The organism is Actinomyces slackii (assembly GCF_900637295.1).
GTDB lineage: Bacteria > Actinomycetota > Actinomycetes > Actinomycetales > Actinomycetaceae > Actinomyces > Actinomyces slackii.
In genome coordinates this window covers 3,013,501-3,027,870 of record NZ_LR134363.1, presented here as the reverse complement: position 1 = coordinate 3,027,870, position 14,370 = coordinate 3,013,501, and the positions used below count along the sequence as shown (strand labels likewise).

Sequence of the window (14,370 nt, the reverse complement as noted above, 5' to 3'; positions counted from 1 at the left end):
CTGACTCCTGAGTCGTGATGAGCCCGACGCGTGATCCTGTGGCCAGGGCGCAGAGACGGCTGGGCCGTCCCCTGCCCCTGCCCGGCTTCCTGCGCCGCAGCCTTGAGCTGCGCATGGTGTTCGCCGCCACGGTGATCGGCCTGCTGCTCGTCGCCCTGCTGCTGTTCTTCGTCACCAGCCGCATCAGCTCCGAGGTCTTCGAGGACCAGCGCGACGTCGTCCTGCGCGACGCCCAGTCGCGCTTCTCGGCGGCGCAAAGGGAGTTCGACGCCAATGCGGCCGTGACCGTCGATGAGGTCAATGCCGTGGCCCAGGCGCAGATCAACTCCATCAAGGACTCCATGGCGGGCTCCGGCGGGGTGGGGATCATCATGGAGCGCAGCCAGCGCGAGACCTCGCCCACGGTGGCCAACAACCTCAAGTCCGACACCGATCTCAACTACCTCATCACCCCCGAGCTGCGCGAGCGCGTCGAGACGGACAAGGGCGGGGGCCAGTACTGGCAGTCCGTGGCCGTGCCCGATTCCGAGGGGGGCACCGATCCGGGCATCGTGGTGGGCTCGCGCATGAACCTTCCCCGGGCGGGGGAGTACGAGGTCTACCTCATCTACTCCCTGGAGTCCCAGCAGAGCATCGTCTCCCTGTCCTCGCGCAACATCACCATCGGCAGCCTGGGATTCCTGGCCATGATCATCCTGGTGGTCTGGGCCATCACCCGCTGGGTGCTCTCGCCCGTGCGGCACACGGCCAGGGCGGCCGAGCGCCTGGCCTCGGGGGAGCTGGGGGAGCGCCTGAGCGTGCAGGGCGAGGATGAGATCTCCACCCTGGCCCAGTCCTTCAACCATATGGCGGCCTCCCTGGAGGACCAGATCGAGCGCCTGGAGTCCCTGTCCAAGGTCCAGCGGCTCTTCGTCTCCGACGTCTCCCACGAGCTGCGCACCCCGCTGGCATCGATCCGCCTGGCCGCCGAGCAGATCGACGACGCCCGCGAGGAGATCTCCGACCCCTTCGCCCTTCGCAGCATCGAGGTGCTCTCCAACTCCGTGGACCGCTTCGAGAAGATGCTCACCGACCTGCTCGACATCTCCCGGATCGACTCCGGCAATGTCAAGCTCCGCCTGGAGACCATCGACCTGGCGGAGGTGGTCGAGACCGTCATCGAGACCACCATGTTCCACTTCAAGGCCACCGGGACCACGCTGCGCCTGCATATGCCCGACACCCCCGCCGTCGCCGAGGTCGATGTCACCCGGGTGGAGAGGATCGTGCGCAACCTCGTGGTCAACGCCCTGGAGCACGGCGAGGGCAAGCCCCTGGACGTGACCCTGGCCGTCGACGAGGACGCCGTGGCCGTGCGGGTGCGCGATCATGGCATCGGCATGAGCCCGGACGTCGTGGCCAAGGTCTTCGACCGCTTCTACCGCGCCGACCCCTCGCGCCAGCGGAGCCTGGGCGGGACGGGCCTGGGGCTGTCGATCTCGATGGAGGACGCCATCCTTCACGGCGGCAGGCTGGCGGCCTGGGGGTGGCCGGCGGCAGGATCCTCCTTCCTGCTGGTGCTGCCGCGGGAGCAGGGGCCGGACGGCGCCCCGGGGAAGCTGCGCGGCCCCGGCCCCCTGGACCTCATTCCCGAGGATGCTCCCGCGGTCGCCCGAGCCGGGGCGGCCGACGCCCCCGGCGAGCACGGCACCGCCTCCCTGGTCAGTCCTCTGGGCCCGGCCCCGGCGACGCGCCGCGCGCGTCAGACGGTGGTGCTGGGCGACATCCCCCTGGCCGGCGAGGTCATCAGCCCGGCGGCCGCGGACAAGGAGCGCGAGACCGACCGCGTCGTCGTGCGCCTCCCTGGGGACAGATCCTCGACTCGGACCCCTGCCGAGGCCGCGGAGGAGGCGCGATGGCGATGAGACCGGCCGCTCATATGCCGCGCCGTCGTGCCCTGGGTCTGGCCTGCCTGGGAGCGGGGGCCGCCCTGCTGGGCGGGTGCACCGCCTTGCCCCGTTCGGGGGCGGTCCAGCAGTCGACCATCGCGCCCACCGACTCCGATGCCCTCATCGAGACCGCCCCGGGGCCGACCCCCAATGCCAGCCCCGAGCAGATCGTCTACGGCTTCCTGCGGGCGGTCAGCGCAGGCTTCTCCGATGACTTCGCCACCGCCCGCCAGTTCCTCACCGGTCAGGCGGTGGAGCAGTGGCAGCCCATGGCGGCCGTGCAGGTCTACTCCGGCACCAGTGAGCCCCAGGTCGTCAAATCCGCCGATGGCTCGGTGACGGTCTCGGCCGGCAGCATCGGCCGGCGCGATGCCGACGGCGTCTTCATCCTCTCGACCAAGGACGCCGTCCACGAGACCTCCTTCACCCTGGCCACCACGGCCGACTCTCAGTGGAGGATCGTGGGCCTGGATGCCGGCATCCTGCTGCCGCTGACGCAGCTGACTCAGCACTTCGCCTCCTACCGCCTGGCCTTCCTGTCGCGCGACCACGAGCGCTGCATCCCGGAGATCCGCTGGTATCCGCGCAAGAGCCCGGCGCGTGACCTGCTGGCCGGGCTCATCGGCGGGCCCTCGGAGTGGCTGGCCCCGGGCGTGACCACCGCCCTGTCCTCCTTCTCCTCCCTGGAGGGCGAGGGGGTGACCATTGACACCGCCTCGGCCGTGGCCACCGTTCGCCTCAGCGCCGATGCCGATCCCGGCAGCGCCAAGCGCGGCCTCCTGGTGGCCCAGATCAAGGAGACGCTGATCCAGCTCAATGAGGTCGAGGACGTCCGGGTCCTGGCCGGCGCCCAGGACCTGGGGCGTCCCGCCGACCTCGCCCCGCTGGTGCCGGAGATCGGCAGACCGGTGGGGATGGCCCAGGGCAACGTGGTGCGGGGCACCGGGACGACCCGCGACACCCTGGCCACGGCCCAGGCCCTGGGAACCGCTCAGTGCCGCCATCCCGCGCTGGGGGCCGATGGCAGCGTCTACACCCTGTCCGCCTCGAGCCTGCTGCACCTGGCCCCCGGGGGGACGGCGGCCAGCGCCATCCTGTCCGTGGGCGAGCCCACCGCCGATGCCGGGGGCCTGGGCGCACCGATCGTGGACCGTCACGGCTGGGCCTGGCTCATGGCCGAGGGCTGGCTGACAGCGGTTGATGCGGCGGGTCAGAAGGTCTACCCCACGGCATCGTGGCTCTCGGGCCAGGGCATCGAGGCCTTCGACCTGTCGGTGGAGTCCGAGCGGATCGTGGTGCGCATGGACGGCGGATCGGTGAGCCTGGCGGTGATCCTGCGCGACGACGACGGCCGGCCAACAGGGCTGGGCGTGGCCCGCGAGATGCGCCATGCCGGCGGTCCGGGGACCTCCGGGATCTTCTGGTGCTCGCCGAGCTCGGTGGGCACCCTGGCCGCGCCGGAGGAGGACGGGGGCATCCCCAGCGTTCGCATCGTCACGGTGGGCGGCATCGAGCCCAAGAAGAGCGTCGGGGTGCCCGGCGCTCAGACCGTCATCGCCAACCGATCGGACGGCACCTTCCTGCTGCACGACTCCTCGGGGCAGATCCTGCACAGCCCGGGCGCCACATGGAGGGTCCTGACCACAGAGGTCACCGACCTGTCCTTCCCCCTGCCCTGATCGCGACGCGTCGGGCATGACTCGTCCCGGCTCGCGGTCATCATGCGAGCCGGGACGCGCTCACGGGCCCTGGCGGCAGGCCTCAGATCACCTGGGCGTCCAGCCGGATCACGCCGTAGGTCCAGCCGTGGCGGTGGTAGACCGCGCAGGGCTGCTTGGTGGACTTCTCGATGAACAGGTAGAAGGGGTGCCCCACCAGCTCCATCTGGTAGAGGGCCTCATCGACCGTCATCTCGTGGGCCGTGTGGAGCTTCTGGCGCACGATGACGGGGGAGTCCCCGAGCTGGGACTCCACGGCGACGCCGTGCTGCGTCGGCGGGGCGGGGGAGTCCTCGATGGGGGCGTCGTCGGTGTCGGGGACAGGAGCGGGGGCGGGGGCGGCGGTGCCGGCCTGGTCAGCGGGGTCGGGCACGGTCACCGAGTAGCGGCGGTGATCCTTCTTGCGGTCCCGCGCCCGGCGCAGGCGCTCGGTCAGCTTGCCCATGGCGATGTCGAAGGCGGCGAAGCGATCGGAGGAGGATGCCTCCGCGCGGATGACCGGCCCCTTGGAGATCACGGTGATCTCCACGCGCTCGGCGGTGTCCGCCTGGCGCGGGTTGCGCTCGTGGGTGACCTCGACCTCGACGCGCTGGACGCGCGGGTCGTACTGCTCGACCTTGACTGCCTTGTCCTCGACGTAGTCACGCAGGCGGGAGCTGATCTCCGCGTTGCGGCCGACGACGGTGATGTCCATGGTGAACCTCATTTCTGGTGCTGGAACAGCCCTGGAACCGGGCTTGATGGGGGATGCGCCCGCCGCATCTGGCAGCGGAGCCTGGAAGGGTGGGGACCACCTCCTTAGCCTCCGTCTGGGTGCTGATGCGCCGGTGAGGACGACCTCGTCCTCTGGCGGCATCCGCTGTGCGTTGTACCACATAAGTTACACCATCAAGGCAGGTCACGCCCGTTTTGCGGGGGGACTGATCGCCGGTGGCGGACATGCCCGCTCACCTGATGCCCAACCGTTGTTCACGCCTCGATGCGAGCTCTCTGCCAGCCATGCGCGGTCGTGCGCCGGTCGTGCGCAGGCCGTGCGCCGGCGGGGTCGCGGCCAGGGCCAGGGCCCCCAGGACCGAGGCCCCCTGGCGGCGCAGCGCCTCATGGCAGGAGCCCAGCGTGGCGCCGGTGGTCACGACGTCGTCGACGATGAGCGCCTCCAGGCCCCGGACATCGGCCAGGACCCGGGGAGCGCGGGCTCGGTTGACCCGCCTGCCGCGCGCCGAGCGCCCGGACTGGTGCGCGCCGCCGGCCAGGGGTCGCCTGAGGATGTCCGCGCTGAGGACCAGGCGGGCCTGCGGGTGCTGCTCGCTCCACTGGGCCGCCACCGCGCGCGCGACGGCGTCGGCCAGGCGGGCGGCCACAAGCCGCCCGCGCAGGCGGCGCAGCGGGCCCGAGGGGGCCGGGACCACCAGGAGAGCGCCGGTGCTCCCCGACGGCTCGGGCACCGCGGCGGGAGGGTGGAGGCTCGCCCAGGCCCGGCCCAGCGCCTGACCGGCCTGGGACATGATGGCGTCGAGGTCCTCGCGCGCTCCGCTCTTCCAGGCCAGGACCAGGTGGCGCACCGCCCCGGCGTAGGTCGCGCCGGCCAGCACCGGCAGGTCGCCGGCGGCCTCGGCGTGGTCAACGGGGTGGGGATCGGCCCCCAGGGCGGCGCGGCACTGCGGGCAGATCGCGGTGTCCCAGCGCCCGCAACCCGCGCAGACCACCGGCAGGACCAGGCCCAGGGGGCCGGCCCCAGGGCGGGGCCGCGCTGCGCTGAACCCGCTGGGCTCGCCGAGCCCGATGAGCCCACTGAGTGCGCTGGGCTCGCTGGGCCCGGGGTGGTCGGGGGTCTGGGAGGGCTCAGTGGTCCGGGGGCGGGCGGTGCTCATGGGCCCAGGGTGGCCCCGGGGGCGCGTCCAGGCGCGTCGGAGGGGACCGCCGTCCACAGCCGGCGCCGCGTCGTCGTCCCATGGGCGGGCTGTGGGCACGGGCGGCACGCGTAAGCCCGGATGCGAGGCGGATCCGGGGAGGATGCGCCCGAGGCGCGGAGGAGGTCCTGCGCGCAGGGAGGAATCTCCGGGGCGGCGCGCCGGTGTCCACTAGAGTATGACGAGCCTGGGCTCGAATGAGCCCGGCCCATCATGACGGATGTCCCAAGGGAGTTAGCAGCGTGTCGATCGTCGACAGGATCCTTCGCATCGGCGAGGGGCGCACCCTCAAGAAGCTCGAGAACATCGCCAGGCGCGTGGAGTCCCTGGCCGATAACTACAGCGAGTTCACCGACGAGGAGCTCCGGGAGATGACCGATGAGCTCAAGGAGCGCTACGAGGACGGCGAGACCCTCGACCAGCTGCTGCCCGAGGCCTTCGCCACGGTGGTCGAGGCGGCCGATCGCGTCCTGGGCATGCGGCCCTATCACGTCCAGATCATGGGCGGGGCGGCCCTCCACCTGGGCAACATCGCCGAGATGAAGACCGGTGAGGGCAAGACCCTCGTGGCCACCATGCCCTCCTACCTGCGCGCCCTGACTGGCGATGGCGTCCATGTGGTCACCGTCAACGACTACCTGGCCGAGTACCAGTCCGACCTCATGGGGCGCGTCCATCGCTTCCTGGGCCTGACCACCGGCTGCATCCTGACCGGGCAGACCCCCGCCGAGCGCCGCAAGCAGTACGCCTGCGACATCACCTACGGCACCAACAACGAGTTCGGCTTCGACTACCTGCGCGACAACATGGCCCAGCGCACCGAGGACCTGGTCCAGCGCGGCCACGCCTTCGTCATCGTCGATGAGGTCGACTCCATCCTCATCGACGAGGCCCGCACGCCGCTCATCATCTCCGGGCCCGCCTCCGGGGACGTCAACAAGTGGTACAAGGAGTTCTCCACCATCGCCACGCGGCTGCGCCCCGGCAAGGACTACGAGGTCGACGAGAAGAAGCGCACCGTGGGCGTGCTGGCCCCCGGCATCGAGAGGGTCGAGGACTACCTGGGCATCGAGAACCTCTACGAGTCGGAGAACACCCCGCTCATCGGCTTCCTCAACAACGCCATCAAGGCCAAGGAGCTCTTCCACCTCGACAAGGACTACATCGTGCGCGACGGCGAGGTCCTCATCGTCGACGAGCACACCGGGCGCGTCCTGCCCGGGCGTCGCTACAACGAGGGCATGCACCAGGCAATCGAGGCCAAGGAGCGCGTGGAGATCAAGGCCGAGAACCAGACCCTGGCCACCATCACCCTGCAGAACTACTTCCGGCTCTACCCCGAGGGCTCGCGCTCGGGCATGACCGGCACGGCCGAGACCGAGGCCGCCGAGTTCGCAGGCACCTACAAGATCGGGGTCGTGCCCATCCCCACCAACCGGCCCATGATCCGCGTCGACCAGCCCGACCTGGTCTACACCACGGTCAAGGCCAAGCTGGAGGCGGTGGTCGACGACATCGCCGAGCGCCATGAGGCCGGCCAGCCCGTGCTGGTGGGAACCACCAGCGTGGAGAAGTCCGAGGTGCTCTCCGCCCTTCTCAATGAGCGCGGCATCCGCCACGAGGTCCTCAACGCCAAGCAGCACGCCCGTGAGGCGGCCGTGGTCGCCCTGGCCGGGCGCAAGGGGGCCGTGACCGTGGCCACCAACATGGCCGGTCGAGGCACCGACATCATGCTGGGCGGCAACGCCGAGCACATCGCCGTGACCGCCCTGAAGGAGGCCGGGCTGGACCCCGAGGAGGACGCCGAGGCCTACGACAGGGCCTGGCCCGAGGCCCTGGAGGCCGCCAAGGAGGCCTGCCGGGCCGAGCACGATGAGGTCGTCGAACTGGGCGGCCTCTACGTCCTGGGGACCGAGCGCCACGAGTCGCGCCGCATCGACAACCAGCTGCGAGGGCGCTCCGGGCGTCAGGGCGACCCGGGGGAGTCGCGCTTCTACCTGTCCATGGAGGACGACCTCATGCGCATGTTCGCCTCCGGGCTGGCCCAGCGCATCATGGCCTCGGGCGCCTACCCCGACGACGTCCCCCTGGAGTCCAAGATCGTCACCCGCGGCATCGCCAGCGCCCAGCGCCAGGTCGAGTCGCGCAACTACGACATCCGCAAGAACGTCCTGAAGTACGACGATGTCATGACCGAGCAGCGCGAGAAGGTCTACTCCGAGCGCCGCCGCGTGCTCGACGGCGAGGACCTGGAGCCCCAGATCGAGACCTTCCGCGCCCAGGCGGTGGCCTCCATCGTGGCCGCGCGCACCGCGGAGGGGCGCCCCGACCAGTGGGACCTGGACGCCCTGTGGGCGGACCTGGGCCACCTCTACCCGGTGGGCCTGGAGCAGGATGAGCTCGTCGAGGCCCTGGGAGGCCCCGACGCTCTGACCACCGACAGCCTGACCAGCGAGCTCAGCGAGGACGCGGCCGTGGCCTACGAGGAGGCCGAGGCCCGTATCGAGGCCAATGCCGTGGCCCGCGCCCAGCTCGGCGAGGAGCCCATGCGCACCCTGGAGCGGCGCATCCTGCTGGCGGTGGTGGACAAGCGCTGGCGCGAGCACCTCTACGAGATGGACTACCTCAAGGAGGGCATCGGCCTGCGGGCCATGGCCCAGCGCGACCCCCTCGTGGAGTACGCCAACGAGGGCGCCCACATGTTCAAGGCGATGATGGAGGGCATCCGCGAGGAGACCGTTGAGCAGATCTTCGCCAACGCCGCGCGATTCGACGACGCCGCCAAGCGCGCCGAGGACAGCGGCACCCAGGGAGCGGCCCAGGCCGTGACCGGGCGGGCCGATGGCACCGCCGCGGCCGGCATCCGCCCGGGCGCCGCCGCCGGTGGGTCGGTGCTCGGCGACACCGGCCAGGCCTCCCTGAGCCGGACCGCCGGGCGCATGCGCTACTCGGGTCCTGACCAGGACGGCGCGCCGGCCTCCGGCGATGCTCAGCGCGGCCGGGGCGCGGCTCAGGCCGATGCTCCCGCAGGCGCCAACCGGGCCGAGCGCCGCATGGCCAAGAAGCGCCGTCGCTGAGACGGCACTGCCGCTGACGGCCCGGCTCCTCTGAGCGACACGGCCCGCCACCGCACGGTGGCGGGCCGTGTCGCTCAGAGGAGCCGGGCCCGTCCTGGTGGCCGGAGCCCGCCGGCGGTGCGCAGGCCGTCGGCGGGCGGGCCGCTCAGGCGATATCGAGACTGGCCAGGACCCAGCGCCCGCGCACCTGCTCCAGGCGCGCCGCGGCCGCGCGAATGCGCCCGCCCGCCTCCATGAGGACGGTCGCCTCATAGGCGCCCGAGAGGGTCGGCTCGGCTCGCACCTTGCGCATCCTGGGGCGAGAGCCTCGGGGGCCGGGCCCCAGGATCCGGGCGGCGAGGCCGGCTCGCCTGGACAGTGCCTCGAACAGCGCGGGCGTGGTCCAGCGCGTGAGATGGTCCACCGGGCGAAGGCCGATCAGCACCTCGGCCGCCGCCAGGACGATCGTGCCGGCGCTGCGCGCCGGATCGGAGCCTTCCCGCGGGGCCGGGGCCGTCGTGGCCTGGGGGGAGCCCGACGACGCCCGGGCGGGCGCCCGCCGCGTCGCGCCATGGGCCGTATCGGCGGCGGTGCGGCGGGGCGGGGCCCCAGGCGCTGCCAGTCCGGGCGTGAAATGGAGACGATCGTCGTCCTGGCCGGCCGGGCGCGATGCCGCGGTGGCGGTGCGCCGATCCACGGGGCGCCCGCCCGCCCGCCGGCCCCGTCCCGCAGGCCCGGCGGGGGAGGGGCGGGAGGGACTGGGATGCGTGGTCGCGGACGGCCTGCGCGCAGTGCGCGGTCGTGAGGCTGCGGGGTCGGCGAGCGTGGTCATGTCTGCTCCTGAAGTCGGGTGTCTCGGTGATGGTCAGTGGTGGGCCTGGCTGCCCGGATCGGCGGTGGGGTCCTCGGCGAACCCGTCGGGGAGCCGCAGTGCGGTTCCCGGCTCGATGAGGCCGGGGTTGTCCCCGATGGTCTGGGAATTGGCCCGGTAGAGCTCGGGCCACGCCTGGGCGATCTCGGCATCGCCTACGCCGGGGGCCAGGTGCTCGGCCGTGATCGACCACAGCGACTCCCCGGGGCCAACGGTGTGGGAGGGCTGGGAGTGCGAGCGCCGCGGCTCGCCCGGCCCGCCCGACTCTGCCCCGGTGCGAGCGGGATCGGATTGGCCGGCGGGCGGCTGCTCCGGAGGCTGCTCCGGTGACTGAGCGACGGGAGGCTCGGACTGGGCCGAGGATGTGGGCTGCCATCCCAGATCGTCGTCGGCCCGCTGCTGAGCGGCCAGGGCCGGGGAGGAGGACAGGCCGATGACAAGGGCCCCGGCCACGATGCGGCGCACCAGCGGTGCGCCCCACTGCTCCAGGAGACGGCCGGTGGCCCCGTGGCGGTCTCGGCGGGGCAGGGCGCTGAGGGCCACAAGCGCGGAGATCAGATGCCACAGCGCCGCCAGGGCGCCGGCGCCACTGAGCAGGGCGACCACGGCGCTGGAGAGCTGTCCCATGCCCCACCAGGCGGTGGGCGTGGCCGCCAGGTCCCGGGCCGCTGCCTGAGCGGCCAGGCCGAGCACGGCACTGAGCGCGCCCGAGGCCAGGGCGATTCCCAGGAGGCAGGCCAGGGCCCGCCCCCGTGACGAAGGGCTAGATGCTGTCGATGATCCCATGCCAATCTCCATCGTCGTTGATGTTGTTTGGTGTCTATAGATGTACTACAGAAGGCGCGAGGCTGTCAACAGGTGCGGAAAGTGGTTCGAGTAGTCGTCCTGGTGCGCCGGGCAGGGACCCCGGCGCGGATGCGGGTGGACCGGTGGCGATGAGTGTGCTGGGCTTGCGCCATGGACTGGGAAGCGCTTCTGGCTGACGTTGAGAGCCGTTTCGAGGCTGAGCGCCGCGCTGAGCTCGTGGCCCACAGCGCCGAGCTCGCCGAGGCGGAGAGCGCCTCCGTGGCCGTGGGGGACCGCCTGCGGGCGGCCGTGGGCTCGCGCCTCCACCTGCGCACCCGTGCGGGAGTGCCGGTCGAGGGAGTGCTGCTGCGAGCCGAGCCCGCCTATGCGCTGATTGATGAGGGTGACGGGCTGCGGGCCATCGTGCCAGTGGGAGCGATCGCCACCCTCGCGGCGCTGCCCGGCCCGGCTCCCGCCGATCGGGGCCACCGACCCGGGATGGGGGCCCTGCTGCGCGAGCTGGCCCGACGAGGAGTGCGGGTCAGGCTCATTCTGGCGGCCGGGGAGGTGGTCGGGAGGATCGTGAGGGTCGGCTCGGACCATCTGGACGTCGTCGTCGGCGCTCAGGAGGACGCGCAGGGCCTGTACGGCGGCCGGGCGCGCAACTCCCGAGGTCGCGGCGCGATGGCCGCGACCGTCATGCTCGAGGCCATCGAGGCGATCAGGTCTCGATGACGCCGGGCTGGGGAGTCAGTCCTCCTCGGGGAGGCTGCCCGCAGCCACCATGGCGCGGGTCGAGGCGAGCTGGCGCTGGATGTACTCCTCCAGCGCCTGGTCCTCGATGCGCCAGAGCTTGCGAGCGCCGACCTGGATGGCTGGCAGGTCCCCGGAGCGGATGAGAGCGCGCACGGCCTGCGCGGAGAGCTGGAGCTGCTCGGAGACGTCGGCGATGGTGAGGAATCGTGCGGTCATGACACGATCATCCCACCGCTTCGCCAAAACCGCCATACCTAAACGAGTCTGTGGATAATCTTGTCTCTCCAAGTCGTACGGACCATGCCCTATGGTCCCTGACCTGTGGAGATCGAGGAGGATCCCCATGAGCACATCGCGTCGCGCCGCACCCAGGCGCTCCCAGTCCCCAGCACCGGCCTCTGCCCGCTGGCGCAGGCCGGCCTGGAAGGACCCCCGGCTCTCCGGCGGCATCGCACTGGTGGGGGCCGCGGTGGCCCTGGGCGGCTGGGCGGTCGCCGCCGCAGCTGACACCACCGACGTCTACGTCCTGAGCCAGGATGTGGCGCCCGGCACCGATCTGACCGCTGACGGGGTGCTCACCCTGGTCGCCTCCCACCCCGGCACAGGGGCCTACGTTGAGGCGGGCTCCCTGCCGCAGGGGGCCGTGGCCACGCGGTCGATGACCGCTGGCGAGCTGCTGCCCCGCTCGGCCATCGGCTCGGCGCAGGACCTGGGCCTGCGCGCCGTGGTGCTCGACGTCGCCGCCACCCTGCCCTCGACCACGGGGACCGGGGACTATGTGGACCTGTGGCTCCTGCCGGATGAGGGCGTCAGGGGCGATGAGGCGCAGTCCGGCGCGGTCATGGTGGCTCAGGGACTGGTCATCGCCAAGGTCGGTGAGGCCAGCACCGGGCTGCTGGGAGGCCCCAGCACCGGAGTGGAGGTGCGCGTCCCGCAGGACTCCCTCGATGAGGTGCTCGGCGCGGTGGCCAAGGATGGCGCCCTGGTGCTGGTGCCCACGGGGCAGGAGGCCCCCTGATGACCGGGGTCGGCATCCTGCTGGCGCTCAGCGGTGAGGACGCCCAGATCCTGCGGGCCCTCAACCAGCCGGGAAGCGGGATGAGCGTCGTGCGCAGATGCGCCGATCTTCCCGAGCTCCTCTCAGCGGGCATGGCCGGACTGGCCTCGATCGTCGTCATGGACACGGGCTTTGAGGAGATCGACCGCACCGTTCTGGAGCGCCTGGACAGGGCCGGCCTGCGCGGCCTGCTCCTGGTGGACAGCCATGACCAGGAGCGATGGCGCTCCACCGGATGGCCGGTGGAGCGTCGGGATGCTGACCCGGCGCGGATCCGCGCGGTGCTCCAGGCGCTCATCCGCCAGCCCCCTCAGGCCACCGGGCCCCGGTCTCATGCCCCCGAGGCTCCTCCGGCTCCCGGGTTCGGTGATCCCGGCCGGGCCGGGCCCATCGCCGGTGGGCCCGCCGAGCCGTGGCAGGCGCCGGCGCCCGGTCCCGAGCGCGGTCCGGCGGGGCCGGGGGCACCTGGCGGCGGGACGCCTGAGCCCGCTGGGGCCAGCACGGCCGAGCAGACCGCGTGGCTGGAGGAGCTGTGGCAGATGCCCGCCGCCGAGCCGGGCCTGCCGGGCTCCGGGGCCAGTCCGGTCGGCCCGGATGACCCGGCCGCTCCGGCTGCCCCGGCGATGGGCCCGGCTCATCTCGAGGATCGGTCTGCCGGGCCATGGCCCGCCCCTCAGGCACCGGGGGAGCCTGAGGGACGACTGGTCGTGGTGTGGGGAACTCACGGGGCGCCGGGGCGCTCGACCATCGCCGCCTCACTGGCTCACGGCCTGGCGCGCGTGGGCGGCGCCATCCTCGTGGATGCCGATATCGAGGCCCCCTGCCTGGTCCAGCTCCTCGGCCTGCCCGACGACTCCTCGGCCCTGGCCGGTGCCGCGCGCCTGGCCACCCACGGGCGCCTGGATCGCGAGGGCCTGGCCAAGCTGCTCATCCCGGTGGCCCAGGATGTCCACCTCCTGGCCGGGCTGGGGCGGGCGGGGCGCTGGCGCGAGCTGCCGCCGGCCTCCATGAAGGAGCTCTGGCTCCAGTGCCGGCGGATGACCGCCTGGACGGTGGTGGACGTGGCCGGGGGCCTGATCGACGACGATGTCGACGACTTCACCCTGGAGCCCGGGCGCGGGGCGGTGGCGGCCGAGCTGCTGGCGCATGCCGATGTCGTGGTCGTCGTCGGTGGGGCCGATCCCATCGGTGTGCGCCGGCTCCTCCAACTCGTGGGCGATCTGCATGCCGAGGCCGTCCCGCCTGGGCGCATGGAGGTGGTGGTCAACCGAGTGCGGGCCTCAGCGGCCGGGCCCTCGCCCCAGGAGGCTGTTCGCGAGGCCATGGGACGGTTCGGCGGGATCAGCGACATCACCCTGCTTCCCGAGGACTGGTCGGCTGCCGACCGCTGCCTGCTGGAGGGGGCGAGCGTCCTGGGGGCGGCGCCCACCAGTGCCCTGGGCCGGGCGCTGGCCGAGCTCGTCGACCGGATCGATCCGAGTGCCGCGGCGGTGGAGCTGACCCGCCGCAAGCGCCGTCGTCGCCAGAGGCGGGACGCGGCGCGGGACCGGCGCGCCAGGGGCTCCCAGCAGGGGCAGCCCGTCCAGCGCAGGGGACGGCGGGCCACGGCGGATCCGGGGCGCCACGGCAGGCGGGCCCGCCATGGCGCCGACGCGCCTCCTCCGCCCCCGCCGCCACCGGGCTGACCGCCGCCTTGCCCTGGCGCCGAGATCGACATTTCCCGCCGAGATCGACACCGACGACGTCGACCTCGGCGGAAAATGTCGATCTCGGCGCAGGTGGGGCGCACACTTGGGGCATGCGCATCTATCTGCCCGCCACGGCCGCCGATCTGCGTGCCGAGGCCATCTCCGCCCGCCACGCCCACGCCGCCACCCAGGCCCTGGCCAGGGCGCTGCCTGAGGAGGATGAGGAGGGCCTGGAGGTCTCGGCCTCCCTGTGCGCCGCCGACGCCTCCGTGATGCTGCTGGCCGAGCCCGGCGCTGAGGGGCTGGCGGACCGGCGCCTGGTGATCGCCGCCGATGTGGACGACCAGGTGGTGGGCGAGCTCGCCGTTGACGAGGAGACCCTGCCGGGGACTGTGGCGGTGGGCGCCCCGGTGGCCTGGGAGGAGGTGGCCGCGATCCTGGTTGACGATCCTCAGGCGGAGGAGGACGTGCGGGCGGCCCGTACCGGGGACGAGGAGGCCTTCGAGCGGGCCGCCGAGGCGGATCTGCTGTGGTACGACGTCGTCGAGCGCCAGGCCCTGGCCCACGAGCTGGGGGTCTGATGGGCCTCGACGGGCCTGC

12 protein-coding genes are annotated in these 14,370 nt (G+C 72.4%); 7 read left to right on the top strand and 5 right to left on the bottom strand.

Going from position 1 to position 14,370, the window contains the following annotated elements; all coding sequences use genetic code 11:
• Positions 1 to 17 precede the first annotated feature (17 nt).
• Both mtrB and EL266_RS12505 read left to right on the top strand, forming a co-directional pair.
• On the top strand, positions 18 to 1,904 hold the full coding sequence (mtrB, locus tag EL266_RS12510; protein WP_026426543.1) for an MtrAB system histidine kinase MtrB: 1,887 nt from the start codon (positions 18 to 20) through the stop codon (positions 1,902 to 1,904).
• Positions 1,895 to 3,607, top strand: coding sequence for a GerMN domain-containing protein (locus tag EL266_RS12505; RefSeq protein WP_051281009.1), 1,713 nt, complete (start codon positions 1,895 to 1,897; stop codon positions 3,605 to 3,607). Before mtrB ends, EL266_RS12505 begins: the two co-directional genes overlap by 10 nt.
• Positions 3,608 to 3,689: 82 nt before the next feature.
• On the opposite strand, the gene hpf is transcribed toward EL266_RS12505, so the two are convergent.
• Positions 3,690 to 4,340 (bottom strand): ribosome hibernation-promoting factor, HPF/YfiA family, encoded by a 651-nt coding sequence (hpf, locus tag EL266_RS12500; RefSeq protein WP_026426545.1) that lies wholly within the window; start codon positions 4,338 to 4,340, stop codon positions 3,690 to 3,692.
• Between the two features lie 253 nt (positions 4,341 to 4,593).
• Entirely contained in the window at positions 4,594 to 5,517 is a 924-nt protein-coding gene (locus tag EL266_RS12495; protein WP_051281010.1) for a ComF family protein, read from the bottom strand.
• Between the two features lie 281 nt (positions 5,518 to 5,798).
• On the opposite strand from EL266_RS12495, the gene secA reads away from it, so the two are divergent.
• Positions 5,799 to 8,633: a preprotein translocase subunit SecA gene (gene secA / locus EL266_RS12490; protein WP_026426546.1), complete on the top strand. Its 2,835-nt coding sequence runs from the start codon at positions 5,799 to 5,801 to the stop codon at positions 8,631 to 8,633.
• 145 nt (positions 8,634 to 8,778) lie between these two features.
• On the opposite strand, the gene EL266_RS13460 is transcribed toward secA, so the two are convergent.
• Entirely contained in the window at positions 8,779 to 9,444 is a 666-nt protein-coding gene (locus EL266_RS13460) for an Rv3235 family protein (protein ID WP_084500545.1), read from the bottom strand.
• A gap of 33 nt (positions 9,445 to 9,477) precedes the next feature.
• A complete protein-coding gene (locus tag EL266_RS12480; RefSeq protein WP_232012038.1) occupies positions 9,478 to 10,269 on the bottom strand; it encodes a LysM peptidoglycan-binding domain-containing protein in 792 nt (263 codons plus the stop codon).
• A 171-nt stretch (positions 10,270 to 10,440) separates the two neighbouring features.
• On the opposite strand from EL266_RS12480, the gene EL266_RS12475 reads away from it, so the two are divergent.
• Entirely contained in the window at positions 10,441 to 11,004 is a 564-nt protein-coding gene (locus EL266_RS12475) for a hypothetical protein (protein ID WP_026426548.1), read from the top strand.
• 15 nt (positions 11,005 to 11,019) lie between these two features.
• Here the strand turns inward: EL266_RS12475 and EL266_RS12470 are convergent, their stop codons facing one another.
• On the bottom strand, positions 11,020 to 11,241 hold the full coding sequence (locus EL266_RS12470) for a helix-turn-helix domain-containing protein (protein WP_026426549.1): 222 nt from the start codon (positions 11,239 to 11,241) through the stop codon (positions 11,020 to 11,022).
• Between the two features lie 127 nt (positions 11,242 to 11,368).
• On the opposite strand from EL266_RS12470, the gene EL266_RS12465 reads away from it, so the two are divergent.
• From EL266_RS12465 to EL266_RS12455, 3 genes are all read left to right on the top strand, one after another.
• On the top strand, positions 11,369 to 12,043 hold the full coding sequence (locus EL266_RS12465) for a hypothetical protein (RefSeq protein WP_034514704.1): 675 nt from the start codon (positions 11,369 to 11,371) through the stop codon (positions 12,041 to 12,043).
• On the top strand, positions 12,043 to 13,767 hold the full coding sequence (locus tag EL266_RS12460; RefSeq protein ID WP_051281011.1) for a hypothetical protein: 1,725 nt from the start codon (positions 12,043 to 12,045) through the stop codon (positions 13,765 to 13,767). The genes EL266_RS12465 and EL266_RS12460 overlap by 1 nt, the downstream gene beginning before the upstream one ends.
• Positions 13,768 to 13,880: 113 nt before the next feature.
• Entirely contained in the window at positions 13,881 to 14,351 is a 471-nt protein-coding gene (locus EL266_RS12455; RefSeq protein ID WP_026426551.1) for a DUF6912 family protein, read from the top strand.
• Positions 14,352 to 14,370 lie beyond the last annotated feature (19 nt).

Excerpts from the sequence above, each read along its gene's own strand:
- EL266_RS12455 (WP_026426551.1), top strand. The coding sequence starts at position 13,881 with ATGCGCATCTATCTGCCCGCCACGGCCGCCGATCTGCGTGCCGAGGCC.
- hpf (WP_026426545.1), bottom strand. The coding sequence starts at position 4,340 with ATGGACATCACCGTCGTCGGCCGCAACGCGGAGATCAGCTCCCGCCTG.
- EL266_RS12505 (WP_051281009.1), top strand. The coding sequence starts at position 1,895 with ATGGCGATGAGACCGGCCGCTCATATGCCGCGCCGTCGTGCCCTGGGT.
- EL266_RS12460 (WP_051281011.1), top strand. The coding sequence starts at position 12,043 with ATGACCGGGGTCGGCATCCTGCTGGCGCTCAGCGGTGAGGACGCCCAG.
- EL266_RS12470 (WP_026426549.1), bottom strand. The coding sequence starts at position 11,241 with ATGACCGCACGATTCCTCACCATCGCCGACGTCTCCGAGCAGCTCCAG.
- EL266_RS12480 (WP_232012038.1), bottom strand. The coding sequence starts at position 10,269 with ATGGGATCATCGACAGCATCTAGCCCTTCGTCACGGGGGCGGGCCCTG.
- EL266_RS13460 (WP_084500545.1), bottom strand. The coding sequence starts at position 9,444 with ATGACCACGCTCGCCGACCCCGCAGCCTCACGACCGCGCACTGCGCGC.
- EL266_RS12475 (WP_026426548.1), top strand. The coding sequence starts at position 10,441 with ATGGACTGGGAAGCGCTTCTGGCTGACGTTGAGAGCCGTTTCGAGGCT.
- EL266_RS12465 (WP_034514704.1), top strand. The coding sequence starts at position 11,369 with ATGAGCACATCGCGTCGCGCCGCACCCAGGCGCTCCCAGTCCCCAGCA.
- EL266_RS12495 (WP_051281010.1), bottom strand. The coding sequence starts at position 5,517 with ATGAGCACCGCCCGCCCCCGGACCACTGAGCCCTCCCAGACCCCCGAC.
- mtrB (WP_026426543.1), top strand. The coding sequence starts at position 18 with ATGAGCCCGACGCGTGATCCTGTGGCCAGGGCGCAGAGACGGCTGGGC.